Annotated in this window: 8 protein-coding genes; 5 read left to right on the plus strand and 3 right to left on the minus strand. The window is 55.8% G+C overall.

The genetic code is table 11. From position 1 onward, the window contains the following. Positions 1-42: 42 nt before the first annotated feature. Positions 43-1731, minus strand: a complete 1689-nt coding sequence (locus tag GSQ81_RS03085; RefSeq protein WP_158909244.1) for a CRTAC1 family protein — start codon at positions 1729-1731, stop codon at positions 43-45. Between the two features lie 309 nt (positions 1732-2040). On the opposite strand from GSQ81_RS03085, the gene GSQ81_RS03090 reads away from it, so the two are divergent. The 3 genes from GSQ81_RS03090 (at position 2041) to GSQ81_RS03100 (ending at position 8668) form a co-directional block, all read left to right on the plus strand. Next, positions 2041-4665: a tetratricopeptide repeat protein gene (locus GSQ81_RS03090; protein WP_158909245.1), complete on the plus strand. Its 2625-nt coding sequence runs from the start codon at positions 2041-2043 to the stop codon at positions 4663-4665. Between the two features lie 169 nt (positions 4666-4834). Next, positions 4835-5779, plus strand: a complete 945-nt coding sequence (locus tag GSQ81_RS03095; protein WP_158909246.1) for an alpha/beta hydrolase — start codon at positions 4835-4837, stop codon at positions 5777-5779. Between the two features lie 219 nt (positions 5780-5998). Further along, positions 5999-8668, plus strand: coding sequence for a glycoside hydrolase family 38 C-terminal domain-containing protein (locus tag GSQ81_RS03100; RefSeq protein WP_158909247.1), 2670 nt, complete (start codon positions 5999-6001; stop codon positions 8666-8668). A gap of 34 nt (positions 8669-8702) precedes the next feature. On the opposite strand, the gene GSQ81_RS03105 is transcribed toward GSQ81_RS03100, so the two are convergent. Further along, on the minus strand, positions 8703-9752 hold the full coding sequence (locus GSQ81_RS03105; protein ID WP_158909248.1) for a LacI family DNA-binding transcriptional regulator: 1050 nt from the start codon (positions 9750-9752) through the stop codon (positions 8703-8705). 96 nt (positions 9753-9848) lie between these two features. After that, entirely contained in the window at positions 9849-10736 is an 888-nt protein-coding gene (locus GSQ81_RS03110; protein ID WP_256369657.1) for an alpha/beta hydrolase, read from the minus strand. A gap of 483 nt (positions 10737-11219) precedes the next feature. On the opposite strand from GSQ81_RS03110, the gene GSQ81_RS03115 reads away from it, so the two are divergent. Both GSQ81_RS03115 and GSQ81_RS03120 read left to right on the plus strand, forming a co-directional pair. Continuing rightward, positions 11220-12569: a sugar porter family MFS transporter gene (locus GSQ81_RS03115; RefSeq protein ID WP_318523774.1), complete on the plus strand. Its 1350-nt coding sequence runs from the start codon at positions 11220-11222 to the stop codon at positions 12567-12569. 190 nt (positions 12570-12759) lie between these two features. After that, positions 12760-14058 (plus strand): SGNH/GDSL hydrolase family protein, encoded by a 1299-nt coding sequence (locus GSQ81_RS03120; protein ID WP_158909250.1) that lies wholly within the window; start codon positions 12760-12762, stop codon positions 14056-14058. Positions 14059-14097: the final 39 nt, after the last annotated feature.

Consider the following 14097-nt stretch of genomic DNA (forward strand, 5'->3'; position numbering starts at 1 on the left):
CGATGACGTTTTGTAGTTTCTGAACAGTTTCCAGGGAAAAGCCTAAGGCTTCGAAGACCTGTACGGTACCTTGCTGACGATCCCTTTCCCTTCCTGGATGGTGATAATCTGGCCGGCGGCCACCGAAGAGAAGTTCTCGATGCTGCCATCGAGCCAATGAACGAACAGGGTGGCCGAGGTCGCTTTTCCCAAGCCAAAGTGAAGTCGAAAATCGCTCTGAGAGATATACGAGCCGCCGCTGCGGACCTCGTCGATTTGTGTCTGCCCGTTCGCGGTGACCGTAATTCGAGCGCCGATTGCATCCCGGTTGGTTGCCGTTAGAGCGCGTATCAAGATGGAGTGGCCCAGAGTAGGAGCAACGTTCTTCAAAAGCGATGGAGCCTCTCCCATATTGACGATGACGATTTCCTGATTGCCGTCGTTGTTGAGGTCCCCGATGGCCAACCCGCGGGAAGCGTGGGCCGCGGTGATACCACTTCCGGCCGAAGAAGAGAGGTCGAAGAACTGTCCGTCGCCACGATTCCAGTAGAGCAACCGGCTCTGCTTGAACGTCTCGCCGGTGTGTCCAGTATCCACTTCGGGGTAGACGTGCCCATTGGCGAGAATCAGATCTTTCCAGCCATCGTTATCGATATCGATTGCTGCGGTGCCCCAACCCAAGTACCGGGTGTTGACCGCGAGCCCGGTTTCGATGGTTGCATCGACGAAATTGTTCGCGCCCTGATTGCTGTAGAGAGTAGAGGTATCGTCGGCAAAGTTGGTCTTGAAGATATCGAGGCGACCGCTGTGGCTGAAGTCGGCTGCTGCCACCCCCATGCCGGCCTGCGCGCGTCCTTCGTCGTTATAAGCTACGCCGGACTCGACACCAATCTCCTCGAAGCCCTTGCCTTTGAGGTTGTGAAAGTAGAGGCTCGCGGTGGAGTCGCACGCGACATAGATATCCGGCCAGCCATCATTGTCGAAATCATCAACCAGCGGGGAAAAGCAGTAGTAGTCCTTGGGCGTGGTGATATGCATCTGGTCCGAGACATCGGTAAAGTGGCCATGCCCATCGTTCTGATACAGAGAGATCGTCTCGCCTGGCAGTCCTCGCGGGCCGCAGATCACTGGCAGCCCCTTCCATTCGCACTGCGACTTCTCGCCCGGATGCGGTGTCTTGGCCGGATCGAATTCGATGTAGTGAGCAACGACCAGATCGAGGGCTCCATCCCGGTTGAAGTCCACGAAAGCGCAGCCTGTGCTCCAGCGTGGCTTCGGCGATGCGAGGCCACGCGCCTCCGTTTCATTCTTAAACGTGCCATTGCCCTGGTTATGGTAAAGAACGTTCTGCCCCCATTGCGTGATGAAGAGATCAACATGCCCGTCGTTGTCGATATCCCCGGCGCAGACTCCCTGCCCCCATCCGGTGTGCGTCAATCCGGCCTTGGCGGTGACATCTTCAAACTTCAGGCCACCGAGGTTGTGATACAGCACTGGCGTAGACGTGCCACCATCCTGGAAGCGGTCGCCGTTGACAAACAGAATGTCCGGCAAGCCATCGTTGTCGTAATCGAAGATCGCCACTCCAGTTCCTGTCGTCTCGATGATGTATTGCTTATTCGTTGCCGCCCCGGAGACATTGAGTCCGGTAAGGCCGGCTTGGGCAGCGATGTCTTCATAACGCACGACGGGCGCCTTCACTCCCGAAGGCAAAGGCTTCGCAGGCGTGGCCACGCCGTTCCCCGTTGACACTCCCATTTGCGCGTGACACAGGCCGACCGGAACGAAGCAGAGAAAAAATGCTGTCCATCGAAGCAAGGAAGCGAGATGCTTTTGTGTGGCGCTGAGACGAAACTTCTCCATGTTCTGGCGAATTATAGCAGCGGAAAATGTGATCTGTTATGTGGCCAACCGTTCGGCCCAGCAACCGGAAATACTGTTTGCCGCGCAGATATGCCGTGGCTCTTTGCCCTCCTAACGTGTCATTGCGCCCTCTGCCCCGTGAGATGGATGCAACGGATATAGTGGATTCACGTCGAAGCAATACACCGCGGAGCTTACATGGCCTGGAGTCGAATTCTTTTGTCTGCCCACAGCGAATCCTTTCACGAAGATGGCGGAAGGCGAAGCCCGGCGCGGCGCTCTCTACTGCTTGCGCTCCCTGCTCTCTGTGTTTTGCCATCGATTGCATTCGCTCAGAGCGCACCCAACTGCAAGGGGCCAGCGGCCCTGAACCAGATGCTTGCGTCCAATCCTTCCGCCGGCGGTTACGAAGCACTGGGGACCTGGTTTGCAAAGCAGCGCCAATTTTCATGTGCGATTTCTGCTTTTGACTCTGCGCTGCGTCTCGATCCCAAATCGTGGCAGAGCCACTATGATCTTGGGATCACTCTGCTGACGAGCGGCAACCCCAGCCGCGCGATTACGGAACTCAAGACAGCGGCGAATCTGAAGCCTAACTCGGAGCAGATCTTATTGCCACTGGGAGCAGCGCTCAGCGAGTTGAACCGGCAAGACAGTGCCATCGAAGTCTTTAAGACCATTCTGAAAGAAAATCCGCAGTCGATCAGAGCGATCGACGGACTGACCAAGGCACTCATCGCGGAAAAGAGATACACCGCGGCAATTGCAGAGCTGAAGAACGCGCCTCCGGATGAAGTTTTGCAGCTTAATCTGGCCGTCGCGTATTCGAAGAACGGCAACGCCGACGAATCGCTGAAGGTCCTTTCCGCAATCGTCCAGCAGCATCCTTCCTACGCCCAGGGACACTTCAACATGGGGGCCGTCTATGTTCAACAGAATCGGTTCGGCGAGGCCGCGCAGGAATTCAAAGAGGCACTGCGTCTCGATCCCTCCGACGACGTCACGCGCCTGTCCTATGTCAAGGCGCTGGTGGTTCTCGCTCAATTCGATACCGCTGTTCCCATCATTCGGGAGTATCGACAGCACCGGCCACACGAGTTCGACGCTCTGTATTTTAGCGGCGTAGTGGAAAAGGGATTGGGAAACTATACGGAAGCCGAAGATTTTCTGCGTCAGGCCGTGACCATTGACCCGAATTATTTCGATGCTCGATACAGCCTGGGCTACGTGCTTGCACACCTTGGCCGCCCCGCAGAGGCACGTCCAGAACTAGAAGCTGCGCTGAAACTCAGCCCGGATTCAAGCAAGGCGCGTTTTCAGTTGGCTGCGGTCTTGCGTGCTCTGGGACAGAAGAATGAAGCGAGCAAGGAATTGAGTGCCTTCGAGAAGCAAAAGGAGGAAGGTGTTAAACAGGATGTCGCCGGGGTGAAGGCGAATCAGGCCAATGCGGATTTGCAGACAGGAGATCCGCAAAAGGCCGTTGCCTTGTATCGCGAATCACTGGCCGGAGACCCAGGGAATGCGCGAACTTACTATAACCTTGCCCTTGCGTTGTCGCGGACGGGAGATGACCGCGGTGAGCGGGAGGCGCTCGAAAAAGCGGTGGCGCTCGATGCGCAACTGTCTCGGCCCCACAATCAACTGGGGGTTCTCGATCTGCAGGAAAATCAGATTGCCGCAGCGAAAAAAGAATTTGAGACGGCTATCGCGCTCGATCCGCAGTACGCTGAAGCCCAAAATAATCTGGGCGTTCTTTGTGGACAACTTGGCGATAACGCGCAAGCCGAAAAGTTATTTCGCGAGGCCACGGAAAACAATCCTCAGTATGGTCAGGCGTTTGCAAATCTGGGCATGATCTTGGCGAGCGAAGCTCGATTCCCGGAGGCCAGCCAGGCGCTCTCCAGCGCAATTCAAATTGAACCGGAGAATGCTGGCGCGCTTAGCGCATATGGGATGGTTCTGGTGCGCCTGAACAAGGGAAGCGACGCTCTGAACTACTTTCGCAAGGTGACGGCGCTCGATCCTAAATCGCCGGGGGCCCATCTGAATCTGGGAATTGCGCTGGCCGACCAGTTCGACCTCAACGGCGCGCTTGCCGAATTCTCCGAAGCGGTCAACCTTGATCCAAACAACGCCGTAGCGCACTACAACAAGGGCCGGGTACTCCTCGATTTGCAACGCAATAGCCAGGCGAAGCCTGAACTCGAGACGGCTACGCAACTCGATCCAAACTCCGCAGATTCCTGGTACCTGCTGGGCTTAATCTCAAGGCAGGCAGGGGAAGCGGACGCAGCGATTCGATATTTTGAGAAGTCGCTTGCCGTCAAGCCGGATAATGCCGAGGCCCATTTCATGCTGGGTCAGGAGTTGCAGCACAAGGGTGACACCGCCGCTGCAATCAAGCAATGGCGCAGAACGATCGAAATTCAACCGCAATATAGCGAGGCCTACTACAGCCTTTCACGCCTGCTGATGCAATCGAATCCTGAGGAAGCCAAGCAATTGCAGGCACGATTCAAGGCATTGCAAGCAGCGCAACACATCACGGATCGCGCCAACACGCTTGGCAACTTTGCGCTGGCATCTGCCGACGCGCATGACTGGCCGCAGGCGATCGCGCAACTGAAAGAGGCTATTACTGCCTGCGGGCAGTGCGATTCGCTGGCGGCGCTTCACAAGGATCTTGGTCTGATCTATTGCCGCTCCGGCGACTACAAGAATGGACGAACAGAGTTGCTCGCAGCACAGAAATTGTCTCCGGCAGATGAGGACATCAAGAAGGCGCTTCAGCTATTGGCGACAACAGGATCGCCGACTTCATGAGGCATAAATCCGTAGAGCATCTTCAGAAGTTGCCCTGATTCGCTTCAGTCTGTGGACCTGACTCGTGAAAGATCCGGCACCGGCTTTCGGCGGAGAGGAAGCCATTGACAATACGGTTTCTGCCTCTTATCGTGGTAGCTCACTGGTACCGATACCACAAGGAGAAGCAATGTACAGGCTAACCAAATCTGTTCTGGGGTTCTGCGCCCTCTTCACTCTGCTCTTCGTCTGCGATCAGCAGTCCCTTAGCCAAGCCACGCCGCCCAAAGCGGCCGACTGGGCCGAGCTTGCTTCGTTTCATTATGGGGTTGGCGCAGATATCACGTATGGAGTGTTCAACAACACACCCGTTCATCTCGACGTCTGGGAAAATCATGCGGCAAGTGGACCGGTGCCAACTCTTGTTTACTTCCATGGCGGCGGGTGGGTCTTCGGGGACAAGGGAGGCGCACCAAACCTTTTCCTTCCCTACATTGAGCGCGGCTGGGATGTTGTGAACGTCGAGTACCGCATGGCCGGTAATTCGAATGCTCCGGCTGCAGTTGAAGACAGCCGTTGTGCGCTTCGGTGGGTTTATGACAATGCGGAGAAGTACCACTTCGACCTTTCCCGCATTGTGCTGACGGGCCACTCCGCAGGTGGCCACCTGGCACTCATCACCGGTATGCTGCCAAACGGTACGGATCTTGACGATGCCTGCCCTCAATCCCCGGACGCGCCGGCGCTTAAACCTGCTGCGATTGTTAATTGGTACGGCATTACGGATGTGGACGATCTTTTGAGCGGGCCGGACCGCGAGACCTATGCCATCGCCTGGGTTGGTTCAGCAAGCAATCGACATGAGATCGCAAAACAGTCTTCGCCGCTTACCTACGTGCGCCCTGGATTGCCACCGGTAATCACGATTCATGGCGACCACGATCCAACGGTTCCCTACTCACAAGCGGTGCGACTGAAGAAAGCGCTTGATCAGGCCGGCGTCAAAAACGAGTTGGTAACCATTCCTGGTGGCAGTCATGGCAGCTTTTCCGATGAACAGACACTGCGTGCCTTTCGGGAGGTATGGAAGTTCCTGGATGCGACCCTGCCTCCTTCTCCGAAGCCATCGAAGTGACCACCGCGTATCGCGCCTGTCCGCATTGCAATACACAACAGGTTCTTTGAGGATGAGTTGTTAGGTATAGATTATCTCCTTACGATGGTATCGTTTCCAGCCAATGCCCCTGATTATGATTGATGCGATCTCCAGCGTTCCACTTATCGACGCGTTTAGCCCAGGGGTCGGAACGATGGTCAAGGCTGAGAGATAATATCGCCGACGAAAAGGAACGGAATGGATCGACGAAACTTTCTAAAACGCACCAGCGCTGTCTTTCTCGCCGGAACGGTACTCGACGTCACAGCCCTCGCGGCGCCTGTGCCGACCGTCTTCTACGTCGATGGATATCATGGCGGCTCTCGTGGGCACATGCCTGCAGGCTGCTGGCGAGACATTCTCGAAGCTTTGCAAACCTGGCCGGAGTGGAAGCTGTCGCTGGATGTCGAGCCTAATTCGTGGGAGGTGCTTAAGCGGGAGGACCCCGAGGCTTATCGCGAACTGCAAGGCTACTTAGCCGACTCCCGCGCGAACGCTCGGGTGACGATTGTAGGTGGAACTTTCGCGCAACCCTATGGATGGGCCATCTCAGGTGAGAGCAATATCCGACAGCTCAAGTACGGATTGCATCGGATACATGAACACTTTCCGTCGGCAGTCGTCGATGTGTATGCGGTCCAGGAGCCATGCTGGTCCTCGTGCCTCCCTCAGATTCTCCGCTCGCTGGGCTTCAAAGGAGCTTCTCTAAAGAATGCGAGCACAGCGTGGGGTGGCTACACTGCAGGGTTTGATGCAGAGCTGGTGAACTGGATCGGCCCTGATCAGACGTCCATCCTGGCAGTTCCGCGCTATGCCTGCGAGCAGTTGGTGAACACATGGGAGACGGAGGCAGAGGACGCTTCGCCAAGCTATCTCATCAAGTGCGTCGATCATGGCATCCCTCAGCCTGTCGGTATGTGTTTCCAAGACCTTGGCTGGGCGGCGCGGCCGCGCATCGCAGGGCCTCATGTGCGCTACGTGACCTGGCAGGAATATCTCTTCGACATTGCACGCGTACCTGCCAAGGATTGGCACTTCACCATGGAGGACATCCGAACCACCTTGCCGTGGGGAGAGAAGACGCTTCAGAAGGTCGCACAGCAATCCCGCTCTGCGGAGACTCGGCTTTTGACAGCAGAGAAGATCGCAGCCATGGCGTGCGTGCAGTGCGGTGCGGAATGGCCTGCGAACTCATTGAACAGCGCATGGGAGCAGGTGATGTGGAGCCAGTTCCATGACTCATGGATTACTGCGACCACCAAGAGTGGCCGCCAGGCATGGGCCTTTCAAGTGGCCGCTCAGACTCTTGAAGCGCAGAACACTGCCGAGGACATTCTGCAGCAATCCGCGAGCACTCTCAGTCAGGGACAAGACGACGTTCCTAGACATCCCATAGGCACACAACGACTGCGCGTCTTCAATACGTTGGGTCATGATCGCGAAGACCTGGTGGAGTGCACGATCGCTTTTGATCGTCACACTGAAGACCTCCGCGTCCTGGATGAACATGGCGCGGAACTACCAATTCAGTGGAGCGCCATTCGCCGCTATCATCCTGGGGAGAGTGGTCCGCCATCGCCAGAACCTGCGCAGGGACCAGCGTCACCAGAGATCAATACGGGCCGCCTGCTCTTCAAAGCTCGCGTCCCTGCTGTCGGTTTCAATAGCTATCAGGTTGTTCCGCTTCCAGCCCGCTCCGCAGGCATCGCTCATAGTGTTGTGAAAGCCCTGATGAACGAGGACGGCACCATCCTCCTCGAAAATGAGTTCTACTCCATCCGTCTCGATCCGAAACGCGGAGGCGCTATCACAAGCCTGTTGGAGAAAGAAGGCTCACGAGAGCTCTGTCCCGATAGCGGAGAGTTTCTCTTCAATGAGTACCGCGGCTACTTTATTGCTCAGAAGCGATGGAGAAGCAGCACCGAGACGCCTGCGACTGTCGAAATTCTGGAGTCAGGACCTATCAGAGCCGTTGTTTGCGTTAACGGAGAGGTTGGTGGCTGTCCGTCGCGTACCTTGATCACACTTGTGACCGGAGAGCACAGAATCGACTTCGATGCGACCTTTCACTTTGCGCAGGAGACCTGGATCGGAGACCCATGGGATATCCAGCCGAAAGACCGAATGACGGAGCAGCATCGTTCTTCAAACGATGGCCGATGGAAGTTACAGGCGCTCTTCCCAACCAGCTTTGCGCAGACGACTCTCGATAAGAACGGAGCCTTTGACGTCTGCCGTAGCCGAAACGCGAACACCTACTTTCAGCGTTGGGATGAGATCAAACACAATATCATTGTCAACTGGGTGGATGTGCTGAACGAATCAAAGGACGCTGGGCTGGCTCTCTTTTCAGAGCACACAACAGCTTATACACACGGGCCTGATCATCCACTTTCGATTGTGTTGGGATGGGGTTGGGAAGGCGGCTTCTGGTGGGGTAAATGCCCTTTGCTTGGTGAGCAACGAGCCCAGTACTCCCTCATCCCGCATCGAGAAAACTGGCAGCAGGCAAAGCTATGGCAAGAACAATCGAAGCTGGAGGAGCCACTTCTTCCCGCTCTCATCGACGGCAGATCACTTGTGGGACCTGCGCGGCATTCGCTCTTAAGCGTAAGTGATGAAGGGGTGCAGCTCTCCTCCATGATGCATGTTGACAACGCTCTGGAAGTCCGCCTTTTTAATGCGAAGACGATTGAGTCTCATTGCACGATTACATGCAGCTTCAAACCGACCAGGGCTCAACTCGTTGAACTCAACGGCAAAGTTAACTCCGAGCTCACTTTGCATACGAAATCTTCTGGCGATACCTCAGTGAATCTTGTCATGCAACCGTTTGGCATCCGAACCTTGCGTTTCTCCACGTCGTAGCAATAAACCAGATCATGGTCCGCACCAGATTCCATTACTCACATCCACAGGAGCTTCGCGCAATGAATTCTGTACTCAATGTGATTTGATGAGGTGTCGTGATACCCGATTCGATCTGTTCAAAGATGAGGCGGGCAGCCGCACGGCCCATCTCTGCCACCGGCTGCCGGATCACTGAAACCGCGGGGCGCAAGGTCGAAGATAAAGGAAAATCGTCGAAACCTATAAGAGCAACCGATTTCGGAATGCTTAGACCGAGTGCCATGAGCTGTTCGTAAGCAACAATCGACGCGATATTGAGCAGACCGAGAATGGCATCCGGGCGCTTTGACTGAGGCCGTGCGAGTATCTCGCGCAGCTTCTCTGTAAGCGGGATTGTCTCAGCGGCAAATAGAAGCTCGGATGGCAACGACGCCTCGGCGAGCGCATCCTTATAACCGCGCTGGCGCTCTTGAATCGTCGAAAGATCGGGGTCTCCCCCGAAGCATAGAATGCGCTTCCTGCCATGTTCTATGAGGTGTTTCGTAGCGGCAAAGGATGCGTCATAGTTATCGCAAGTCACCGATGAGTTGCGCGATCGAAGCGGCCGGTCTATCGCCACAACCGGCACTCCTAAGGCTTTGACGGCAGACAGAAAGGCTGGGGTCTGAATACGTGGCGGCACCACGATAAGACCATCGATCCGATGACTCTGGAAAACAGCGATCTCACTCGTCTCCTGTGCCGCATCGTCCGCCGATGCAAGAACGATCAGAACGTATTCCTTCTGTCGAGCGAGCGTTTGCGTGGTATCCGCAAGATTTGCGAAGAACTCGTCCTTCAGCGAAGGCACAATCAGTCCAAGCGTGCGTGTTCGCTCACCTTTCAACGCGCGTGCTGCATGATTGGGCTGGTACCCGAGGTTCTTCATCACCGCCTGAACACGCGCCAGGGTGCCGGCCTCCACATAGTGGCCGCCATTGATGATTCTCGACACCGTGGTCGTCCCAACGCCAGCCTCACGAGCCACATCAACCAGGGTGGGCCGTTTGGCAGTTTGTGCTCGACGCGAAGGTCGCTTCCCTATCTTTTCTGCACTCCTCATATTTTCAATCCTTCCACAAAATGCCTTCGCCGCTGCTGGGAAAGCAGTGGTGTGTCCCGAAGCGACCTCAAAGCGGTGCCCTCAAACTAGCAGACTTCATAGTGAACCACAACGCATTCCAGAGGCTTGATCCTCAACACCAGGCATTGGATGTTCCTCTAATCGGCGGCGAAGATAATCCGCGGCAAGCTGTATCGCCAGGTCGCCGGAGATGTCTTTCGCAAGCGATTCCGTCACCATGAAACCATGAAGCACCCCACCAAACCGCACTGAGCACACACTCACACCGGCACGCCGCAGACGCTTCGCAAAATCCTCGGCCTCGTCGCGCAGCACATCGAATTCACTTGTAATGATCAGCGTCTCGGGAAGTCCTTGAAGCACTTTGTCGTCGACACATGCAGGTGAGTAGAGTGGATTCTCCAGATCCCCCTTTCCTCTTCCGTACTGCTGCCAGAACCAACGCATCGTTCGCTCCGTAAGGTTGAGCCCTTTGCCAAAGGCTCGATAGCTCACACTCCTCATTCGCGCATCGAGCGCCGGATAGAGCAGTATCTGCAGCTTCGGCCTGGGGAGTCCCTCTCGCTGAAAGCGAAGCGCAAGGCACGCAGCCAGATTTCCTCCAGCACTATCGCCTGCAATCGCAAATTGATTTGCGTTGATCTCATGCTTCGCGCTATCCGCAAGCACTCCGCGTATCGCAGAAAACGCAATATCCTGGCTTTCCGGAAACTGCACCTCGGGAGCAAGTGGATAGTGAATAAAGACGATTGCGCAGCGAGATCGCTCGGCCAACTCCGCGATAAGATATGCGTGGGTCTGCGCGTCGCCCATCAACCATCCGCCACCGTGTAGAAAGAAGACTGGTGAACATATGCCGGTGCAACGGCGACTCCTAACGATCAGGACTTCGCGCCCGACATAGATAAAAGTTTCCTTCCGTAGTGTCGATCGATCTACAGTCGCACATTGCCCCTCAAGCATCTGCTGGCGCGCTTCGACGATTGGCAGGTCTTCCGTAAAGGGTACGTGCCGAATCTCCTCTAAAACTTTCCTCGACGCTTGATTGAGGCCGCTTGGGATCCATAAGGACTCATCCGTGCCTGCGCCTGATTCGGAGGGGGAAGATTGATTCACCGGTCGACCGCCTGCCTTTCTGCTAAACCTGCACACCAATTGTCGATTCCCCGCACACCCGTTGGCGGCGAGGCGAAATGACTACCCTCGAAAGCGAAAGCCGTTCGTCTGAAAGCGCAGGAAACTTGAACCCGCACCGGAGGTCGTTAGAATAATGTGGCATCGTTACCATATTAAAGACAAGATTAATGTAGGGGCGGCATACGCGCTTGTCAAGCAAAAGGCTGATGTACGGAAGTCGAAACAATTGCAGGATTTTTCCTGCCGACATTCGGCTCTCCTATTAAGGAATAGTCGCGGACATGCGAAATCGCATACGATGGGCGAGAAATGATGCGCTCTAACAATTTTTCGTCGACCCTGCTCCGAGGCATCCTCACCGGATCCGCCAGCGGAATCCTGTTTGGCTTTGATACCGCCGTTATTGCCGGGAGCACGGCCCTGCTGACGCAGCAGTATCACCTGTCCGAACGTGCGCTTGGCATCACCGTCTCAATCGCTCTTTGGGGAACGGTCGTGGGATCGCTGACAGCAGGGAGAATCGCACAACAATTTGGAGGCCGATCCTCTCTCAGCCTGCTCGCGTTCTGTTATCTGATCTCCGCGATTGGATGCGCTTTCGCTCCGGGATGGTTCTGGCTACTGGTGGCGCGGTTCGTTGGCGGCCTCGGCGTCGGTGGCACCTCGGTCGTCGGCCCTGTCTACATCGCGGAAATTGCACCGGCACGATGGCGAGGCCGGATGGTTGGGCTCTTTCAGATAAACGTTGTACTGGGAGTTCTTCTGGCCTATCTATCGAACTTCCTGCTGGAGCGTGCCTCGCTTCCCTTCGCTCTCTGGCGCTGGCAACTTGGAATCGGTATGGTTCCCGCAGCATTGCTGCTTTTGCTTCTCATACGAACCCCCGAAAGCCCGCGATGGCTGATCTCTCGCGGCTATCTCAATGATGCCAAGCAGGTCCTCGACGCTCTCGGCAGCGAGAATGCCAAAGCTCAGTTAGAGATTATCGAACAAAGTTTCCGTGAAGAAGTGGAGCACGAAAAAGCGCCCCTCTTCACGCGCGCGCTCATGCGGCCGCTGCTGCTCGCTGCTGCGCTCGCGGCGTTCAACCAACTCTCCGGCATCAACGCCATTCTTTATTACCTCAATGATGTCTTCGCCGCTGCCGGATACAACCGGCTGACCTCGTCATCCCTGGCGGTCGATGTTGGCTTGATGAACCTCGTGGCTACCATCTGCGCTATCTCCATCATCGACTACCTGGGCCGCCGACTTCTGCTGCTCATCGGTTCCGTGGGGATGGCCCTTTCACTCGCATCGATCGCCTGGATCTTTCATGCACACGCGCATCGCAACGCACTCATCCTGCTGCTCGCGACGTACATGGTCTCCTTCGCCATCTCGCAGGGGGCAGTCATTTGGGTTTACATTAGCGAGATCTTTCCCAATGCCACACGCAGCCGGGGCCAGAGTCTCGGCTCCACAACCCACTGGATTATGAATGCCGTCATCGCGGGCATCTTCCCCGTGCTCGTCACCGAAGGCATGTGGCTTCCCTTCGCCACCTTCGCAGCCATGATGGCGTTACAATTTGTCGTTGTCTGGTTTTATCTGCCGGAGACGCGCGGGATGACACTCGAACAAATCACCCATCTGCTCAGGCCGAAGGCTCTTCCTTAGCCCAAACTCGAAAGAATGTCTTGCCAACTCATTGTCGATGCGGCTATGGTATCGGTACCTTATATTCCCGGAGTTGACGGTGAGTCTACATAGAACTGCAATATTCGAACCACAGGATAGGTCCGCAAGGGATCTTGATGCATTCAACTGTTCCTGCTCGATCAAAGACGGATATAAATTCCTTGAGCATATGGCATCCAGATGGCTTAGTCGGCTCATTTGTGCCGCCATCGTCAGCACGGGAATCACGACCAGCCTGAACGCGCAGCAGCCTGACTTCGGCTTGCACAACGGAGATCACGTTGTCTTCTATGGCGATAGCATTACCGATCAGCGCAATTACACCATGGAGATCGAAACGTTCGTCCTGACACGCTATCCGGGAATGCATATTCAGTTCACCAACTCAGGCTGGGGTGGTGACCGGGTGACTGGCGGTGGTGGTGGCCCTATCGATCTTCGCCTCCAACGCGACGTTTCGGTCTATAAGCCGACCGTTGTTACGATCATGCTCGGCATGAATGATGGCGGCTACAAAACTGCCACCGAAGCATCAAACAAGATCTTCTTCGATGGCTACCGGCACATCCGCGACGTCTTGCAGCAGAGCGCCCCTCAGGCTCGCATCACGGCGATTGAGCCCTCTCCGTATGACGACGTCACCCGTCCTCCCGCCTTCCCGGTCCTCGATGGCGCACCCTATAACCAGAGCCTCATCGGATACGGGAAATGGATTGGCACCTTCGCGAAGGAGAATAAGTGGACAGTTGCCGATGCAAACACGGACTTTGTTCATATGCTTGAACGGGCAAATCAGACCGATCCTGTCGTGGCAAAGGAAATCCTTCCCGATCACATTCACCCTTCCTTCGGCGGTAGCCTAATAGTTGCGGAAGCCGTGTTGAAGTCCTGGAATACGCGTCCCATCGTCGCATCCGTCGCGATCAACGCATCTGGACCTCGACCGAAACTCAGCCATGCTGAACATGCGCTCGTCACTGCATTGACGAGCACCGATGGTCTTCGATGGACGGAGACCGACGACGCCCTTCCTTTGCCTCTCGTTCAATGGGAAAACATGTGGGGCGGGGGGCCGACCATCGGGCTGGTTGTAGGCAGTTCAGATTTCGTGACAGCACTCGACCAGGAGCCGCTCGTCGTCTCCGGCTTGAAGGACGGAGTATATTCCCTTCGCATCGATGGACAAAGCGTAGGTACCTTCACTAATGATCAGCTCGGCAAAGGAGTTAACCTTGCCACGCTCAAGACCCCCATGACCGACCAGGCCATGAGTGTCTACCAACTCACCACCGAGCATGGCGACCTACATTATGACCGCTGGCGTCACGTCGAAGTCCCCCTCGGCACGATGGCGGACGCGCCCCCTGCCATGACAGCGCTGGACCTCCTCGAATCGAAGGTTGTCGAAAAGCAGCAGCAACTCGCCGTGCCCATTGCTCACAGCTTCGAGCTTGTACCAAACCCTTAAGTCGAAGCTTACACTGGACAGACTGGCGTCCAGAAGGAG

This window comes from Granulicella sp. L56, from assembly GCF_009765835.1.
Classification (GTDB): domain Bacteria; phylum Acidobacteriota; class Terriglobia; order Terriglobales; family Acidobacteriaceae; genus Edaphobacter.

Bases quoted from the DNA above. Each gene is read 5' to 3' on its own strand.
- GSQ81_RS03090 (WP_158909245.1), top strand. From the start codon at position 2,041: ATGGCCTGGAGTCGAATTCTTTTGTCTGCCCACAGCGAATCCTTTCAC.
- GSQ81_RS03095 (WP_158909246.1), top strand. From the start codon at position 4,835: ATGTACAGGCTAACCAAATCTGTTCTGGGGTTCTGCGCCCTCTTCACT.
- GSQ81_RS03100 (WP_158909247.1), top strand. From the start codon at position 5,999: ATGGATCGACGAAACTTTCTAAAACGCACCAGCGCTGTCTTTCTCGCC.
- GSQ81_RS03105 (WP_158909248.1), bottom strand. From the start codon at position 9,752: ATGAGGAGTGCAGAAAAGATAGGGAAGCGACCTTCGCGTCGAGCACAA.
- GSQ81_RS03110 (WP_256369657.1), bottom strand. From the start codon at position 10,736: ATGCTTGAGGGGCAATGTGCGACTGTAGATCGATCGACACTACGGAAG.
- GSQ81_RS03115 (WP_318523774.1), top strand. From the start codon at position 11,220: ATGATGCGCTCTAACAATTTTTCGTCGACCCTGCTCCGAGGCATCCTC.
- GSQ81_RS03120 (WP_158909250.1), top strand. From the start codon at position 12,760: ATGGCATCCAGATGGCTTAGTCGGCTCATTTGTGCCGCCATCGTCAGC.